The sequence below is a fragment of the Acidovorax carolinensis genome (assembly GCF_002157145.1).
Taxonomy (GTDB): Bacteria; Pseudomonadota; Gammaproteobacteria; order Burkholderiales; family Burkholderiaceae_C; genus Acidovorax; species Acidovorax carolinensis.
In genome coordinates, this window is the sequence record NZ_CP021361.1 from 739,130 (window position 1) to 756,411 (window position 17,282).

Annotated in this window: 14 protein-coding genes and 1 tRNA gene; 3 read left to right on the plus strand and 12 right to left on the minus strand. The window is 62.4% G+C overall.

The features are described 5' to 3' along the window. Window positions 1-400: 400 nt before the first annotated feature. Both CBP34_RS19325 and CBP34_RS03495 read left to right on the plus strand, forming a co-directional pair. Window positions 401-1,375, plus strand: a complete 975-nt coding sequence (locus tag CBP34_RS19325; RefSeq protein ID WP_236748558.1) for a DUF3426 domain-containing protein — start codon at window positions 401-403, stop codon at window positions 1,373-1,375. A 21-nt stretch (window positions 1,376-1,396) separates the two neighbouring features. Continuing rightward, complete coding sequence (locus tag CBP34_RS03495; protein ID WP_094097318.1) at window positions 1,397-2,293, plus strand: carbohydrate kinase family protein; 897 nt, start codon at window positions 1,397-1,399, stop codon at window positions 2,291-2,293. Window positions 2,294-2,419: 126 nt separating this feature from the next. Here the strand turns inward: CBP34_RS03495 and CBP34_RS03500 are convergent, their stop codons facing one another. The 8 genes from CBP34_RS03500 to CBP34_RS03535 form a co-directional block, all read right to left on the minus strand. After that, window positions 2,420-3,013 (minus strand): histone, encoded by a 594-nt coding sequence (locus tag CBP34_RS03500; RefSeq protein WP_086928611.1) that lies wholly within the window; start codon window positions 3,011-3,013, stop codon window positions 2,420-2,422. Between the two features lie 191 nt (window positions 3,014-3,204). Further along, entirely contained in the window at window positions 3,205-4,392 is a 1,188-nt protein-coding gene (locus CBP34_RS03505) for a ribonucleotide-diphosphate reductase subunit beta (protein WP_086911414.1), read from the minus strand. Between the two features lie 135 nt (window positions 4,393-4,527). Next, a complete protein-coding gene (locus CBP34_RS03510; RefSeq protein ID WP_094097319.1) occupies window positions 4,528-7,458 on the minus strand; it encodes a ribonucleoside-diphosphate reductase subunit alpha in 2,931 nt (976 codons plus the stop codon). A 366-nt stretch (window positions 7,459-7,824) separates the two neighbouring features. Next, a complete protein-coding gene (gene ampD, locus CBP34_RS03515) occupies window positions 7,825-8,445 on the minus strand; it encodes a 1,6-anhydro-N-acetylmuramyl-L-alanine amidase AmpD (RefSeq protein ID WP_094097320.1) in 621 nt (206 codons plus the stop codon). Further along, window positions 8,429-9,928: a sigma-54-dependent transcriptional regulator gene (locus tag CBP34_RS03520; RefSeq protein ID WP_094097321.1), complete on the minus strand. Its 1,500-nt coding sequence runs from the start codon at window positions 9,926-9,928 to the stop codon at window positions 8,429-8,431. Before CBP34_RS03520 ends, ampD begins: the two co-directional genes overlap by 17 nt. 16 nt (window positions 9,929-9,944) lie before the next feature. Then, entirely contained in the window at window positions 9,945-11,648 is a 1,704-nt protein-coding gene (locus CBP34_RS03525) for an ATP-binding protein (protein ID WP_094097322.1), read from the minus strand. 4 nt (window positions 11,649-11,652) lie between these two features. Beyond that, window positions 11,653-11,880 carry a PP0621 family protein gene (locus tag CBP34_RS03530; RefSeq protein ID WP_094097323.1) on the minus strand — a complete coding sequence of 76 codons (228 nt, stop codon included), beginning with the start codon at window positions 11,878-11,880 and terminating at the stop codon, window positions 11,653-11,655. Further along, window positions 11,877-12,674 (minus strand): cytochrome C assembly family protein, encoded by a 798-nt coding sequence (locus CBP34_RS03535; protein WP_094097324.1) that lies wholly within the window; start codon window positions 12,672-12,674, stop codon window positions 11,877-11,879. The genes CBP34_RS03530 and CBP34_RS03535 overlap by 4 nt, the downstream gene beginning before the upstream one ends. Window positions 12,675-12,760: 86 nt before the next feature. On the opposite strand from CBP34_RS03535, the gene ffh reads away from it, so the two are divergent. Beyond that, complete coding sequence (gene ffh / locus CBP34_RS03540) at window positions 12,761-14,137, plus strand: signal recognition particle protein (protein WP_086926652.1); 1,377 nt, start codon at window positions 12,761-12,763, stop codon at window positions 14,135-14,137. A gap of 115 nt (window positions 14,138-14,252) precedes the next feature. On the opposite strand, the gene miaB is transcribed toward ffh, so the two are convergent. From miaB to CBP34_RS03560, 4 genes are all read right to left on the minus strand, one after another. Next, window positions 14,253-15,605 (minus strand): tRNA (N6-isopentenyl adenosine(37)-C2)-methylthiotransferase MiaB, encoded by a 1,353-nt coding sequence (gene miaB / locus CBP34_RS03545; RefSeq protein WP_086926653.1) that lies wholly within the window; start codon window positions 15,603-15,605, stop codon window positions 14,253-14,255. Window positions 15,606-15,696: 91 nt separating this feature from the next. Beyond that, window positions 15,697-16,149, minus strand: a complete 453-nt coding sequence (locus tag CBP34_RS03550) for a hypothetical protein (RefSeq protein ID WP_167372721.1) — start codon at window positions 16,147-16,149, stop codon at window positions 15,697-15,699. 160 nt (window positions 16,150-16,309) lie between these two features. Next, window positions 16,310-16,386, minus strand: a tRNA-Met gene (locus tag CBP34_RS03555). Between the two features lie 24 nt (window positions 16,387-16,410). Beyond that, the gene (locus CBP34_RS03560) at window positions 16,411-17,190 is read right to left on the minus strand and encodes an enoyl-CoA hydratase (RefSeq protein ID WP_094097325.1); all 780 of its coding nucleotides are present in this window, start codon (window positions 17,188-17,190) and stop codon (window positions 16,411-16,413) included. Window positions 17,191-17,282 lie beyond the last annotated feature (92 nt).

Here is a 17,282-nt window from a genome sequence, read left to right on the forward strand (position 1 = left end):
GCCGCAGGCCTTGCTGCCGGACTTGTCCATGACCGCAGCGCGTCCGCCGCCAACACCTGTGGCGGGTGCCGCCGATGCGGGGCGTGCCTGGGGTGCTTCCACTGCTGCTGACAACCCTGCAGCTTCTTCTGTGCCGTCCATGCCCCCCACTGACTCGTCCGATGCATCGTGGGAGCCCCCTGCGCCAGACGCTGTGCTGGATGTACCGGGTCCGGTGGTTCCAGCATTTCTTGTCGCGGAAACGGCGGTTGTATCTTTCCCAGAGACAGAGACAGAGACAGAGACAGAGACAGAGACAGAGACAGAGACAGAGACAGAGGCAGAGACAGAGACAGAGACGACGCCGCAGCCATCCAGGCCATTTCCCTGGCGGCCTGGTGTGTCTGCAGGCGATACCGACATGGCATCGATATCCGATGCGCTGGCACCGTTCACGCTTATCGGTGAAGGTGAATCGTCAACGGACGAAACTCCTGCGGTCGAGATGCATGAGAGCCCTGCAGGCTACGAACTGCCAACTGCCGAGTTGAGGGACGCGGAGTGGCCTGAAGAGTTGCGGGGCGGAGATCCACCTACCGCAGTCGGTGTGCTGCTTCCACCTACGGGGGTGCTATCCAAGCAATCTGTCGAGGAGCCTGAAACTGGCGATTTCGCCGATCCGCTTGAAAGTGCGCAGGCCCAGGAGGACGGGTCAGAGTGGGGGCCTGGCGAGTCATTCGACGAGCCCTCATCGCCTGAAACTTTGTCCAGTAGGTCGTCGTCTGGCATGGGGCCGGGGGATGCGTTGGAGGGGAACCCTCGTGACGGCATGCCGCATGATCAGGAAGGCGACGACTTGCCCGATGAGGTTTTGGGCGCAGATGACGTGAGTTTCGTGCGCGCGGCGAAGCGCAAGGCCTTCTGGCGGCGCCCATTTGTGCGGGTGGTGCTGGGGGCGGTCGTGTTCGTGCTTTTGTGTACCTTGGCATTGCAGGTGATGTTGCACGAGCGTGATCGCATTGCTGCCATGGATACCCGTATTCGCCCCTGGCTTCAGATGTTGTGCGAACCCTTCCAATGCGCGTTGGCTCCGCTGCGGCGCATATCAGATGTCATGATTGACAGCTCTTCATTCCATAAGGCGCGCGGAGACAGCTACCAGCTGACCTTTGCCATCAAAAACCGTGCAACCGTGCCCCTTGCTACGCCTGCCATGGAATTGACCTTGACCGATGCACAGGACCAGCCTGTGGTCCGGAGGGTGTTTTTGCCGCAGGAGATGGCGGCTCCCACGGAACTGCCGGCCCTGGGAGACTGGTCCAGTTCGGTTGCAGTCATCGTGACCACGGGCGGGGCGCGCGTGGCGGGCTACCGGCTGGTGGCGTTTTATCCCTGATCCTTTTATTTACCTTGTGCCATGGCTGTACTGATTTGCGGTTCTCTTGCGTTTGACACCATCATGACTTTTGAAGGGCGGTTTGCCGAGCAGATCCTGCCCGATCAGTTGCATATCCTCAATGTGTCTTTCCTGGTGCCCTCTTTGCGGCGCGATTTTGGAGGATGCGCGGGCAACATTGCCTACAGCCTGCGCCTGCTGGGGGGCGAGCCGCTGCCCATGGCCATGCTGGGTAGCGACGGTACCGATTATCTTTTGCGACTGAAGGAGTTGGGGATCAGCACGGCGCACGTAGGTCAGGTCCATGACGCCTACACGGCGCAGGCCATGATCATGACGGACCGTGACAACAACCAGATCACGGCATTTCATCCCGGGGCCATGATGCAGGCCCATGCGAACCGGATTGAGCCTCAGACCGATGCGCGTCTTGGCATTGTGGCGCCTGATGGTCGGGACGCAATGCTGGAGCATGCGGCGCAGTTTGTGGCGGCAGACATTCCTTTTGTCTTCGATCCAGGCCAGGGTCTGCCCATGTTCAGCGGAACTGAACTGTCCCGGTTTGTTGAGCAGGCCACCTGGGTCACCGTGAACGACTATGAAGGCAAGATGCTGTGCGATCGCACCGGCTGGTCATGCGCGGAAATCTCGCGAAAGGTGAAGGGACTGATTGTCACGCTCGGGGCACAGGGTTGTGAGGTGTGGGTTGACGGAGAAAAGACGCTGGTCCCTGCCGCAAAGCCGGCCCAGGTGGTGGACCCGACGGGATGTGGCGACGCATGGCGGGGTGCGCTGCTTTTTGGGTTGGAGCGCGGCTGGTCGCTCGTGCGCTGCGCCGAGTTGGGCAATCGGGTGGGGGCTCTCAAAATTGCACAACGTGGACCGCAAAACTACATATTGGACTTCACCCCAGCCTGACGCAGCGTGCATGCCGGAATTCGCTGTCTGCGCTGCCGATAGCGGTCAGGACGTCTGGCCAGCATTGTTCTTGGCATAAAAAAACCCGGTGCGTTAGCACCGGGTTGGGCACTGAGTGTGCCGAGCTTACGGCTTGGTGCCGGTAGGGAAGGGCCAGGCGGCCTGGGGATTCAGCGTGGTTTGCGCAGACGGCGCTGCCGCAGGGGCCTTCACGGCTTTCTTGGCTGGAGCGGCTTTCTTTGCCGGGGCTGCCTTTGGGGCAGGTGCAGCAGCCTTCTTGGCAGGAGCAGCTTTCTTCGCTGGTGCAGCCTTCTTGGCGGCCACTACCTTCTTGGCAGGAGCGGCTTTCTTCGCTGGTGCAGCCTTCTTGGCAGCCACTACCTTCTTGGCGGGAGCAGCTTTCTTCGCTGGTGCAGCCTTCTTGGCAGCCACTACCTTCTTGGCAGGAGCAGCTTTTTTCGCTGGTGCAGCCTTCTTGGCAGCCACTACCTTCTTGGCAGGAGCAGCTTTTTTCGCTGGTGCAGCCTTCTTGGCAGCCACTACCTTCTTGGCAGGAGCAGCTTTCTTCGCTGGTGCAGCCTTCTTGGCAGCCACTACCTTCTTGGCAGGAGCAGCTTTCTTCGCTGGTGCAGCCTTCTTGGCGGCCACTACCTTCTTGGCAGGAGCAGCTTTCTTCGCTGGTGCAGCCTTCTTGGCGGCCGGTTTTTTCGCAGTTGCCATCATGTTCTCCTTGGGTCAATTTGCAAAGAGCACTTCCTGTCTGCAGTGGACAGAAAGCGATCCATGGGGATGGAGAAGAACTCCATCCCCATGAACACGGAAACGCCGCACAGGACAGCGCTTTGCGGCGCTGCTCAGTTGGGGCGTGGTGTAAATATCCATGGTGGTGTGATGTCTGCAAAAAAGGGGCGCTAGTCCCAGGACAGCGCACCACCGGACTGGTATTCAATAACCCGGGTCTCGAAGAAGTTGCGTTCCTTCTTCAGGTCGATCATCTCGCTCATCCACGGGAACGGGTTTTCTTCGTTGGGGAACAGTGTTTCAAGCCCGATTTGCGTGGCACGTCGGTTTGCGATGTAGCGCAGGTAGCCTTTGAACATGGAGGCGTTCATGCCCAGCACGCCGCGGGGCATGGTGTCCTCAGCGTAGCGGTATTCCAGCTCGACCGCCTTGAGGAACAGCGCCTTGATCTCGGCCTTGAACTCTGCCGTCCACAGGTGGGGGTTCTCCAGCTTGAGCTGGTTGATCAGGTCGATGCCGAAATTGCAATGCATCGACTCGTCGCGCAGGATGTACTGGTACTGTTCGGCTGCACCGGTCATCTTGTTCTGGCGGCCCAGCGCCAGGATCTGCGTGAAGCCGACATAGAAAAACAGGCCTTCCATCAGGCAGGCAAAGACGATCAGCGACTTGAGCAGCGTCTGGTCGGTTTCGGGTGTGCCGGTGTGGAAGTTGGGGTCCATGATCGCCTCGATGAAAGGGATCAGGAACTGGTCCTTGTCGCGAATCGACTGGACTTCGTTGTAGGCGTTGAAGATCTCGCTCTCATCGAGACCGAGCGATTCGACGATGTACTGGTAGGCGTGCGTGTGGATTGCTTCTTCAAACGCCTGGCGCAGCAGGAACTGACGGCACTCAGGCGCCGTGATGTGGCGGTAGGTGCCCAGCACGATGTTGTTGGCGGCCAGCGAATCGGCGGTGACGAAGAAGCCCAGGTTGCGCTTGATGATGCGGCGCTCGTCTTCGGTCAGACCGTTAGGGTCCTTCCACAACGCGATGTCCCGCGTCATGTTCACTTCCTGGGGCATCCAGTGGTTGGCGCAGGTGGCCAGGTATTTTTCCCACGCCCATTTGTACTTGAACGGCACCAGCTGATTGACATCGGTCTGGCCGTTGATGATGCGCTTGTCGGCAGCGTTGACGCGGCGATGGGCGGCAATGGTGGTGGCGGTGCTGGCAGCGGGGAGCGTGGCGCTCACCGGTTGCAGTGATGGGGTCTGGAAAGACAGAGGCGGTTGTCCCGCCAGGCGGTTGCTGTTCAGACCGCCGTCCAGTTGATTTTGCGATGAGGGCTTGACTTCTTCGTCCCAGGTCAACATAGATTTTCCAGTGTTCGGATTATGAAAGCAGTGCTGCGAAAAGAAAAGCACTGAAGCGTTGCGCAGCAAGGATTTGTTGCTTCACAGCACATGGACAACGCCTCGGATGGGTCCGAGGCGTTGCTGGTGAAGTCCTTACTGACAGGCTTCGCAAGTGGGATCGTCGATCGCACAGAACTTGATGTCTGTGGCGGGCAGTGCGGCCGCCTGCGCAGCAGCAGCGGCAGCCGCTGCTTCGAGCGCGCTGGGTTGGGTCGGTGCAGCGGCCGACGCGCTGGCTGCGCCACCGTCATTGCCTGACGAAACCGCGTTGAGCTGGCGTGTGTTCACGGTGCTCATCTCGACGTGCGTGGCGCTTTGCGTGCGCAGGTAGTAGGTGGTCTTCAGGCCGCGTACCCAGGCCAGCTTGTAGGTGTCGTCGAGCTTCTTGCCCGATGCGCCGGCCATGTAGATGTTCAGGCTCTGCGCCTGGTCGATCCACTTCTGGCGACGCGATGCGGCTTCCACCAGCCACTGGGGCTCCACTTCAAACGCCGTGGAGTACAGCGCCTTGATGTCCTGGGGCACGCGGTCGATGGAGTGCAGCGATCCCTTGAAGTGCTTGAGGTCCATGATCATCACGTCATCCCACAAGCCCAGGCGCTTCAAGTCGCGCACCAAGCCGCCGTTGATGACCGTGAACTCACCGGACAGGTTGGACTTGACCGACAGGTTACCGAACGAAGGCTCGATCGACGCATCGACACCGATGATGTTGGAGATGGTGGCGGTGGGTGCGATGGCGACGCAGTTGGAGTTGCGCATGCCGTCCTGTGCAATCTTCTTGCGCAGGGCATCCCAGTCCAGCGTGGACGAGCGGTCCACTTCCACATAGCCGCCGCGGGCCTCGGACAGCATGTCCAGCGTGTCGAAAGGCAGAATGCCGCGATCCCACAGCGAGCCCTTGTAGCTGGAGTACTTGCCGCGCTCCCGGGCCAGCTCGGTGGAAGCCCAGTAGGCGTAGTAGCAGATGGCTTCCATCGACTGATCGGCGAATTCCACGGCTTCCTGCGAAGCGTAAGGGATGCGCAATTCGTACAGACTGTCCTGGAAGGCCATGACACCCAGGCCGACCGGGCGGTGGCGCAGGTTGGAGTCGCGGGCCTTCTTGACGGCGTAGTAGTTGATGTCGATCACGTTGTCGAGCATGCGCATGGCGACCGTGATGGTCTTCTTGAGCTTGTCGTGGTCGATCTGGCCATCTTTCAGATGCTGCAGCAGGTTCACCGAGCCGAGATTGCACACGGCGGTTTCGGTGTCGCTGGTGTTGAGCGTGATCTCGGTGCACAGGTTGCTGGAGTGCACCACGCCGGCATGCTGCTGGGGCGAACGCACGTTGCAGGCATCCTTGAACGTGATCCAGGGGTGGCCGGTCTCGAACAGCATGGTCAGCATCTTGCGCCACATGTCGGTGGCCTGCACCGTCTTGGCCGGCTTGATCTCGCCGCGCGCAGCCTTTTCTTCATAGGCGACATAGGCCTTTTCGAAGTCGGCGCCAAAGAGATCGTGCAGGTCGGGCACGTTCGAGGGCGAGAACAGGGTCCATGTACCCTTTTCCATCACGCGGCGCATGAACAGGTCGGGAATCCAGTTGGCCGTGTTCATGTCGTGCGTGCGGCGGCGGTCATCGCCGGTGTTCTTGCGCAGTTCCAGGAACTCTTCGATGTCGAGGTGCCAGGTTTCCAGGTAGGTGCAGACGGCGCCCTTGCGCTTGCCGCCCTGGTTCACGGCCACGGCCGTGTCGTTGACCACCTTGAGGAAGGGCACTACGCCTTGCGACTCGCCATTGGTGCCCTTGATGTGGCTGCCCAGTGCGCGCACGCGGGTCCAGTCGTTGCCCAGGCCGCCGGCAAACTTAGAAAGCAGGGCGTTTTCCTTGATGGACTCATAGATGCCATCGAGGTCGTCGGGCACCGTGGTCAGGTAACACGAGGACAGCTGCGAGCGCAGCGTGCCGCTGTTGAACAGCGTGGGCGTGCTGGACATGAAGTCGAAGCTCGAGAGGATTTCATAGAACTCGATGGCGCGGGCTTCGCGGTCTATTTCATTGAGCGACAGGCCCATGGCCACGCGCATGAAGAAAGCCTGGGGCAGTTCAATGCGGGTTTTCTTGACGTGCAGGAAATAGCGGTCATACAGGGTCTGCAGGCCCAGGTAATCGAATTTTAGGTCGCGGTCGGCCTTGAGCGCGGCGCCCAGGCGCTGCAGGTCGTATTGCAGCAAGCGTTCATCGAGCAGGTCGTTTTCCACGCCCTTTTTGATGAACTGCGGGAAATAGTCCACATAGCTTTGCGCCATTTCGGCCTGGGTGACTTCGCGGCCCAGGACTTCCCGCACGATGGTGTGCAGCAGCAGCCGCGCCGTGGCATAGGTGTAGTCCGGATCCTTCTCGATCAGGGTGCGTGCGGCGAGGATGGAGGCCTTGTAGACCTCTTCCATCGGGACACCGTCATACAGATTGCGCATGGTTTCCGCCACGATGGGCTGGGCGCTAATGTCTGCTCCCAGGCCGACACAGGCGGATGCGATGAGGGACTGGAGGCGCGTCAGGTCCAGCACCACCCGCTCGCCGCCGTCAATGACATGCAACTGGGGGGCGGCAGGCATCTGCTCTTCGGTTTGTCGCGCGCGCTCCTGAGTGCGGCGCTCCCGATAAAGCACATAGGCCCGCGCAATTTCATGGTGGCCGCCGCGCATCAGGCCCAGTTCCACCTGGTCTTGCACGTCTTCAATATGAAAGGTCCCGCCGCCAGGTCGTGAGCGCATCAGCGCACGGATCACGTTTTGCGTCAGCGCATCCACCACCTCGCGCACGCTGGCCGATGCAGCGCCTTGGGTGCCGTGCACGGCCAGGAAGGCCTTCATCATGGCAACGGCGATCTTTTGCGGCTCGAACGGGACGACAGCGCCGTTGCGCCGGATGATCTGGTAGTGCGTCAGCACGTTGGCTGCAGCGGCGCTGTGTGCTGGCAACCCCTGTGGGGTGGCGGCGAGGGTGGCGGGCGGGGTGTTCAAAGCAGCTTGCATGGGTGTCCTCTTCTGTGGGCTGTCCGGGATGGGCTGGCGGGCTGGAAATGCAGTCGCGGAATTCGCAGGGTGCAACGTTTCAATCGACAGCACGCTATATGTGGTGTGTCGAGAGTGTTCAAGACACTACCGGTAGTGTACAGCCGGGAAAACCCTTTCTGCTTCAAACAAGTTCTTGAAGGGGCGCGAAGCAGGGTATCGATAGGTCCAGAAAGCCCCGTGCAGCGGGCTTGTCATGACTGAAATCAAGCAAAATCGGGCGATGCAGGCGGTTTTTCTGGAGCAGGCCGCATGGACATTGCGGCAGACTTTTTTTCACCCGCTGGATGGGCGGGCAAGTGCTGATGTTTGCGTGCTACAGCGGCATCATCGGGTGGCGTCCGCAGCGCCTCGGGTTTCGATGGGAAACCGCGAGAGAGGCCAGGCGAGCAGGCGTTGCAGCCGTGTCCAGTCGAATCCCGGGCCGGGGTCTTGCTTGCGTCCCGGCGCGATATGTTCATGCCCCGCCACATGGGCCACGGGGTAGCGCTGTGCAATGTGGCTGCACAGACGGGCCAACACCGCGTACTGCACCGGCTCAAAGGTCTGTCCTTCGAGTCCTTCCAGCTCGATGCCAATCGAGTCGTCGTTGCATTGGGCGCGCCCACGGTAACTGGATTGGCCGGCATGCCAGGCGCGCTGGTCGCAGTCCACAAATTGCCAGAGGGTGCCGTCCCGCTCTATGAACAAGTGCGAGGACACCTGCAGCCCCCGGATACTTTGGAAGTAGGGGTGCGCGTCCCAGTCGAGGGTGTTGGCAAACAGCTGCTGCACCGCTCCGCTGCCATACTGCCCCGGCGGAAGGCTGATGGAGTGGACGACGATCAGGTCGATGCTGGCTCCGTTGGGCCGTGGGCCAAAATTGGGCGATGGTTGCCTGAGGGCGTCCCGATGCCAGCCCGCGTCCCACAAAGTCCGAGCGGCCGGCTCGTCAGGCAAGGTCGTCATGCACGTCGTTGTCGTTCGGCGCAGCAATATTCAAGCGGGCAATGCGGTAGCGGATCTGGCGCAGGCTGATGCCCAGCCGTGCTGCAGTGGCTGTCCGGTTGAAGTTGGCTTCGCGCAGTGCGCGGACCAGTATTTCCCGCTCCTGCTGGTCGAGCCAGGCCTGAAGGTCATTGGGCAGCGTGGCGCATGGGGGCGGCCCACTGGTCCCTTGCGTGCCAGATGGTAATTTGGCGTCGGACGCTGGCGGGGCGGCGGGTGCTGGCCGGGTGCCAAAGGCCTCGGCGGTGGATGCGGCGCACTCCACATGCAGTTCGTCCCCGTCACTGAGCGCCACGGCGCGGTGCAGCAGGTTTTCCAGCTCGCGCACGTTGCCGGTGAGGGGGTGACTGGCGATGGTGCTCAGCGCACGCTCCGTCAACGCCGGTGGCTTCACGCCCGATTCGCGCCCAATGCGGGTCAGCAAGGCTTCGCACAGGGCGGGCAGGTCCTCACGCCGCTCGCGCAGCGGAGGAATGACGATCTCGATCACGTTGAGGCGGTAATACAAGTCCTGGCGGAATCGCCCCGACAGCACGTCGGCCGCAAGGTCGCGGTGGGTGGCACTCACGATCCGCACATCCACCGTCTCCTCCTGGGTCGATCCTAAGGGTCGCACGCTGCGCTCCTGGATGGAGCGCAGCAGTTTCGATTGCATCGCCAGGGGCAGATCACCGATTTCGTCGAGAAACAGGGTGCCGCCGCGTGCTGCCTGGAAATAGCCGTCGCGATCCTGGTTGGCTCCGGTGTAAGAGCCTTTGCGGGCGCCAAAGAACTCGGCCTCCAGCAGGTTTTCGGGAATGGCACCGCAGTTGACGGCAATGAGCGGCCCGTCAGAACGCTGGCTGCTGGCGTGCAGTGCCTGGGCTACCAGTTCCTTGCCCGTTCCGGATTCGCCATGGATGAGCACCGGAGCCATGCTGCGGGCCACCTTGGCGATGCGCTGCTTGACATTGCGAATGGCCTGCGAATCGCCCACGAGACGGTCCAGCGCCCCCCCGGTGCCAACCGGCTCGGTGGAGGCACTGCCCGGGCGGCCGGGGCTGCGGCTGGAGCGCGGTGCAGGCACACCGTCGGTGCCCTGAATGGCAGACGCCACCACCGAACGAAACTGTTTCAGGTCCACCGGCTTGGTCAAGTAGTCGAATGCCCCTGCGCGCAGGGCTTCGACGGCGTTCTCGGCCGAGCCGTAAGCCGTCATGACCACGCAGCGCTCCCGGCGCTGCTGGTCTCGCAGATCCTGCAACAACTCCATGCCAAAGCCGTCGGGCAGGCGCATGTCGGTGATGACGGCGTCATACCGATGGTCTTGTAGCTGCTGGCGCGCCTCCTGAACGCTGGAGGCGGTTTCCACGCGGTAGCCTTCACGCAGCAGCGTCAGTTCGTACAGGGTGCGCAGATCGGGCTCATCGTCGACGACGAGGATGGAGGCGGCTGGGGCGTTCATGGGTGCAGGGGGTGGTTCAGACCACGATGGTGTCAAAAAGGGTCGCGTTGACGGCCGGGCGTGTGTTGCGGCGGAAACCCACAGTGAATGCATTGCCTCCGATCTCGCCGCGCGCTGTTGTGCGTGCCAGGCGCTGGTAGCCAATGGACGCGCCGTGGCGCTGGCACAGCTCACGGCAGATATACAGGCCCAGCCCGCTGGATCGGCTTTCAGACGAAAAGAAGGGCTCGAACAGGTGGCGCTCCACCGATTTGTCCATGGGCGCGCCATCGCTCCAAACCTGCAGGCTGATCGGCCCCGAGGGGCTGACGCGCGTGGTGATGACCAGCGAATCGTCTTCCTGGCCCTTGTACCGCAAGGCGTTGTCGAGCAGGTTGAAAAGGACACGCCGCAGATGCTCGGTATCGAACTCGATCTGGGCGTCGGGGGCCATCAGTGAAATGGTGGCGCGGCGCTGCGCCGGATTCTGGCGTTGCCAGTCGGTCCAGATCTGGGCCACGGATTCGTCCAGCATCAGCGTGGAGGCGGGCGCATGGCTGATCTGGTGTTGCACCCGCGCAATGTCCAGCACTTCCTCGGCGATGCGTGCCAGGCGCTCCGCGTTCTGGCGCACCATCTGGGCGAGCCGTTTCTGGCCCGCGTCATGCAGGTCCTCCTCGAGCAAGGCATTGGCCTGGACAATGGCCGCCAGCGGGTTGCGTATTTCGTGGGCCACGGCAGCTGACATGCGGCCCATGGAGGCCAGTTTTTCCGTGCGCAGGCGGGCCTCCAGCTCGCGCAGGTCGTGCAGGAACATCACGCACAAGCGCTCACCGGGGTCTTGCAGGGATTCGTGGCGCGCGGCGGTCAACCAGGTGCGCACATGCAGCCCGGTCGGGCTCTGCCCGGGGTGAAGCAGGTCGGCGTCGGCCGTGACGGGCTGGTCATGGCGGAACGTGCGCTGCGCCAGCGTCACCAGCGGCTGCCAGGCGGGGCTGTCGCCCAGGGCAAAGGGTGGCTTCAGTGCGCTGGGGCCGCCCAACAGCAGCAATGCGGCAGGGTTGGCAATCCGCACCATGTCCTGGCGGTCCAGCACCAGCACGCCGTCGGTGAGGTGCTCGATCACCAGCGCGCTCACCTGGGACTGCACTCTAGCGGCCAGCTGGCTTTGCTGGGCCAGCTGCTGTTCGCGCGCCAGCCGCACAGACAACTGGTGTACCAAGTAAGTGATGATGAAAAAGCCGGTGCCGGTCAGGGCGCTCTGGAGATAGCGCGCGGCGTCATCGCCCCCACTGTGCTGGCCCTGCCACCAGGCCCAGGCCAGCAGCAGCAAGGTGACGCCCGCCGTCGTGCCCAGGGCCAGGGTCAGCGTGCCCAGCACTGCCGCCATCAGGATGGGCAGGCCGAACAGGGGCGTGTAATTCATCGTGCCGGCTTGCAGCAATTGCAAGGCGCACACCGCCGCCAGGTCCACGCCGATGAACGGTAGCCATTGCGGGCCAGCTGTGGGTGGGGGAGGGGCCCGGCCTGCCAGGGCGCGCTCGGCCACGGTGGCGGCAAGATAGGCCAGGCACACGGCCAGCACCGCCGGCTCGGCGGCCAGGTTTATGAATTGGCCCAGGCCCTGCAAAAACAGCAGCGCCAGCGCCACCATGACGCGGCCGGTCAGGAACCCCCGCCACAGGCGCACAAAGGGGGCATCGACGGCAGACGGAGAAAAGCCTGAGGACAGGAAAGGCATTGCGTCAGGCGCTGTGTTGGCGCCTGTGCTCGGCGCAGCAGTAGGCGCGCTGCCCCAGCATCAGGGCCTCGACGCGCGGCACATGCACCCCGCAGTAATCGCAGGCCACCATGTCCTGTGGCAGGGCGGGCGAGCGGGGCGCTGTCTTTGCGGCACCGGATACGGGGGGGCGGCGGCTTCGCCAGATGCCTACGGCCACCGCCAGAACAACCAGCAGAACGAGGTATTTCATGTGCTGCGACCCAATACGACTTCCATCACGAAGCGCGAGCCCACATAGGCCAACAGCAATAGCCCCGCACCGGCGTAGAGCATGCGCACGGCATTGCGCCCCCGCCAGCCAAAGCGCGAGCGGCCCAGCAGCAGGGCGGCAAAGGTGATCCAGGACAGCAGCGAGAAGATCGCCTTGTGGTCCCAGCGCCCTGCATGCCCGTAAAGCATTTCTCCAAACAGCCAGCCGGCCAGCAGGGTGGCCGTCAACAGGACAAAACCGGCGGTCACGAAACGGAAGGTGAGCCGTTCCAGCGTGAGCAGCGGGATTCCGTTCTGCGGGTCTGCAGCCTGGCGGATATGGCGCTCAGCGCGTGTCATGAGCCAGGCATGCACGACCGCTGCGGCGAAAAGACCGTAGCAGGCAATGCCCAGGGCCAGGTGCAGCGGCAGCCAGGCCGAAGCGGCCACATGCAGGGGCTGGCCAGGAAACAGCAGGCTCAGCACGATCGCCGCCGCGCCCAGCATCGCAAGGATCCAGCGGGCCTGCAACTGGGGGAACAGCTGCCGCTCCACGGCATACATGGTGAGCACCAGCCATGCGGTCATCGACAGCGCAGGCGCAAAGCCGAAGCGGGGTGTGTCGCCCCACAGACCCCACACCAGCACGGCGGCGTGCAGCACCCACGCCAGCAGCAGCGCATTGCGCGCTGCGGTGGCGCTCAGGCGCGAGGACGCCGCCGCCGACACGGCATACGCGGCAGCGGCTGCCAGGGCCAATAGCCAACTGGCAGGGGAAGCACTGGGTAAAATCATGGCTGACAGTTTAGCCTTTCGCCCACCGCCAGCGCCCTGGCGGGTCCGCGCGCCGATGGCGCTAGTGGGCACTACCGGAATACCCTATGGCCTCCGCCCTTACCGACAAACTCACGCGCCTCGTCAAGGAGATGCGCGGCCAGGCCCGCATCACCGAGTCCAACGTCACGGACATGCTGCGCGAGGTGCGCATGGCCCTGCTCGAAGCCGACGTGGCGCTGCCCGTGGTGCGCGACTTCATTGCCCGTGTCAAGGAAAAAGCCCTGGGCCAGGAGGTGCTGGGCTCGCTCAAGCCCGGGCAGACGCTGGTCAGCATCGTCAATCGCGAACTGGCTGCCACCATGGGCGAGGGCATATCCGACATCAATCTGGCGGCGCAGCCACCGGCCGTCGTCCTCATGGCGGGCCTGCAGGGTGCGGGCAAGACCACCACCACGGCCAAGCTGGCCAAGCACCTGATCGAAAAGCGCAAGAAGAAGGTGCTGACCGTGTCGGGCGACGTGTACCGCCCCGCCGCCATCGAGCAGCTCAAGACCGTGACCAGGCAGGCCGGCGCGGAGTGGTTCCCCAGCACGCCCGACCAGAAGCCGCTCGACATCGCCCTGGCCGCCCTCGATTACGCCAAAAAGCACTACTTTGATGTGCTGCTGGTAGATACGGCGGGCCGCCTGGCCATTGACGAAGCCTTGATGAAGGAAATCAAGGACCTGCATGCCGCGCTGAACCCGGTCGAAACCCTGTTCGTGGTCGATGCCATGCAGGGCCAGGACGCGATCAACACGGCCAAGGCCTTCAAGGAGGCGTTGCCATTGACCGGCATCGTGCTGACCAAGCTCGACGGCGATTCGCGTGGCGGTGCCGCGCTGTCGGTGCGCCAGATCACGGGTGCGCCCATCAAGTTTGCCGGGGTGTCCGAAAAGCTCGACGGCCTGGAGGTGTTCGATGCCGAGCGCCACGCGGGGCGCATCCTGGGCATGGGTGACATCGTGGCACTGGTCGAGCAGGTGAGTGCGGGCGTGGACATGGAGGCGGCCCAGAAGCTGGCCGCCAAGGTCAAGAGCGGCGATGGCTTCGATCTGAACGACTTTCTCTCGCAGATCCAGCAGATGAAGCAGATGGGCGGCCTGTCCAGCCTCATGGACAAACTGCCGTCACACCTCACGGCCAAGGCTGGTGCGGTGGACATGGACAAGGCCGAAAAAGACATCAAGCGCAAGGAGGGCATCATCCAGAGCATGACCCCGCTGGAGCGCCGAAAACCCGATCTCATCAAGGCCACCCGCAAGAAGCGCATTGCCAATGGCGCCGGTGTGCATGTGCAAGAGGTCAACCGCCTGCTCAAGGAGTTCGAGCAGATGCAGGGCATGATGAAGAAGATGAAGGGCGGCGGCCTGATGAAGATGATGAAGAAGATGGGCGGCATGAAGGGCATGGGTGGGGGCATGCCCAAGATGCCGTTCTGATTTTTAGTGTTTTTGGCCTCAAGCGCCTGTGCAATAAGCGCTAATAGCTATAAAAAGAGAAGCATAAAAAAACCGGCGCAAGGCCGGTTTTTTTGTGGGTTGCGTGTGCAGGTATTCAGGCGTTTTCGCGCACCAGTACCTCGCCGCGCAGCGTGTAGGCCTTGGCTTCGGTGATGGCCACATCCACCATGTGACCCACCAGGCGCGGCTGGCCGACAAAGTTGACCACGCGGTTGCATTCGGTGCGGCCCATCAGCTCGGTGGCGTCGCGCTTGGAGGCGCCCTCCACCAGGATGCGCTGCACCGTTCCCACGCGGCTTTCGCTGATGGACTTGATGTTTGCGTTGATGACAGATTGCAGGTGCTGCAGGCGGCGCAGCTTCACCTCATGCGGCGTGTCGTCCTGCAGTCCCGCAGCGGGTGTGCCAGGGCGGGGGCTGAAGATGAAGCTGAAGCTGTTGTCAAAGTGGATGTCGTCGATCAGCTTCATCATCTTGTGGAAGTCGTCCTCGGTCTCGCCCGGAAAGCCCACGATGAAATCGCTGCTCATGGCCAGGTCGGGGCGGATGGCGCGCAGCTTCTTCACCGTGCTCTTGTATTCCATGGCCGTGTAGCCGCGCTTCATGGCCATCAGGATGCGGTCGCTGCCATGCTGCACGGGCAGGTGCAGGTGGCTGGCGAGCTTGGGGATGTTGGCGTAGGCCTCGATCAGCCGGGGCGTGAACTCGTTGGGGTGGCTGGTGGTGTAGCGGATGCGCTCGATGCCCGGTATGTCCGACACGTATTCAAGCAGCAGCGCAAAGTCGGCAATCTCGGCCAGTCCTTCACCGGCTACACCGTGGCCCATCTTGCCCAGATACGCGTTCACGTTCTGGCCCAAGAGCGTGATTTCTTTCACGCCCTGGTCGGCGAGGCCCGCCACTTCCACCAGCACGTCGTCGAACGGGCGGCTTACTTCTTCGCCGCGCGTGTAGGGCACCACGCAGTAGCTGCAGTATTTGCTGCAGCCTTCCATGATCGACACAAAGGCCGATGCGCCCTCGACCCGTGCGGGCGGCAGGTGGTCGAATTTTTCGATCTCGGGGAAGCTGATGTCCACCTGGGGCTTGTTCAGGCGCGCGCGCTGGTTCAGCATCTCGGGCAGGCGGTGCAGGGTTTGCGGGCCGAACACCACGTCCACATAAGGTGCGCGCTTGATGATCTCGGCGCCTTCCTGGCTGGCCACGCAACCGCCCACGCCGATGAGCACGCCCTTTTCCTTGAGGTGCTTGATGCGCCCGAGGTCGCTGAAGACCTTTTCCTGGGCCTTTTCGCGCACCGAGCAGGTGTTGAACAGGATCAGATCGGCTTCATCCACGTTCTGCGTGGATTCATAACCCTGGGCGGCGCCCAGCACGTCGGCCATCTTGTCCGAGTCGTACTCGTTCATCTGGCAGCCGAAGGTTTTGATAAAGACTTTTTTGGACATGGCGATTTCTCAAACGGGAATGCACGCCATGGCGCACAGGGGCGCCGTGGCGCGAACTGCGCACCACCGGGCATGCCGGCGGTGGCAAAGCTTATTTCTGGGTCGAATCCGACTCGGCGCGGAAGTTGCGCACAACAGAGTCGCTGCCCTTGCGCGGCTGGCTCGCCTCTGCCTTGGTAAGGATCCAGGCAGAAATCAACATGCCCGTGCTGGGTTCGATGACGTAGTTGACCTTGAAGCTTTGCCCCAGGACCGTATGAGCCATGACCAGCGTGTTCTGGGGGCTGAGCAGCCGCATGCCAGGGGCCATGCGGATGGCGTTTCCGTTCAGGGTGGCGTCGGATGTGCCGTTGATGGTGAGATTGCCCCGCAGCGCGGCTTCGGGAAAGTTGCGCACCATCCCCATGCCCGCAGGCACCTGGGCCATGGCGGCGGGGCTGGTGATCAGCACCACTGCCGCCGTGCCCAGCGCCCCCGCAAGGGCGCGCCAGAAGCGGCGGAGAGAAACGGTTGCGTAAAGCGGCTTGGAGCGGCAGCGGTTCATGGTTTGTATCCAGAGGCTGTGGAAGGAAAGGAGGCAGATTTTAGCCGGCTGCCTGGGTGCGGGGCGCACCGGGCCGAACCACAGGTGCGAAAGAGGCACGGCGAAACAGCTTGCGCCATAGAGAAAGCCCGCAACGTGTGACGTTTGCGGGCTTCTGAATTGGTGGTGATAGGTGGATTTGAACCACCGACATCAGCATTATGAATGCTGCGCTCTAACCAACTGAGCTATATCACCGAAGAGCAATATTATAGGGCAAATTTACTGGTGGGTGAAGTTTGCCGCGCGCTTGTTCACAAACGCATCCATACCTTCCTTCTGGTCCTGGGTGGCGAACAGCGAATGGAACAGGCGGCGCTCGAACATCACGCCATCGGACAGGGAGCTTTCAAAGGCCCGGTTCACCGACTCCTTTGCAGCCATGACGGTGATCTGCGAGAAGTTCGCAATGATCAGGGCAGCGCCCAGGGCTTCTTCCATCAGTTTGTCCAGGGCGACCACACGGCTCACGAGCCCGGATCGTTCGGCCTCCACGGCGTCCATCATGCGCGCGGTCAGGGCCATGTCCATGGCTTTGGATTTGCCCACAGCGCGCGGCAGGCGCTGCGTGCCGCCCGCGCCCGGAATGACGCCGAGCTTGATTTCAGGCTGGCCGAACTTGGCGTTGTCGGCGGCGATGATGAAGTCGCACATCATGGCCAGTTCGCAGCCGCCGCCCAGCGCGAAGCCGCTCACAGCGGCAATCACGGGTTTGCGGATAGAGCGAATCGTTTCCCAGTTGCGGGTGATGTAGTCGCCCTTGTAGGCGTCGGCAAAGCTGTACTTGGCCATGGCGCCAATGTCGGCGCCGGCGGCAAACGCCTTTTCACTGCCCGTGATGATGATGCAGCCGATTTTTTCATCGGCATCGAATGTTTTGAGCATCTCGCCCAGCTCGTTCATGAGCTGGTCGTTCAGGGCATTGAGTTGCTTGGGGCGATTGAGCGTGATGACGCCAACCTTGTCCGCTTCGATGCGAACTTCAATGGTTTCGTAGGCCATGAAATCTCCTGGGTTGAGGGGTTGTTCAAACAACTTGGGGGACTATACCGAAGCGCGAGGTTGGGCGGCTGCGCGCAATCGTGGCGCTGCCG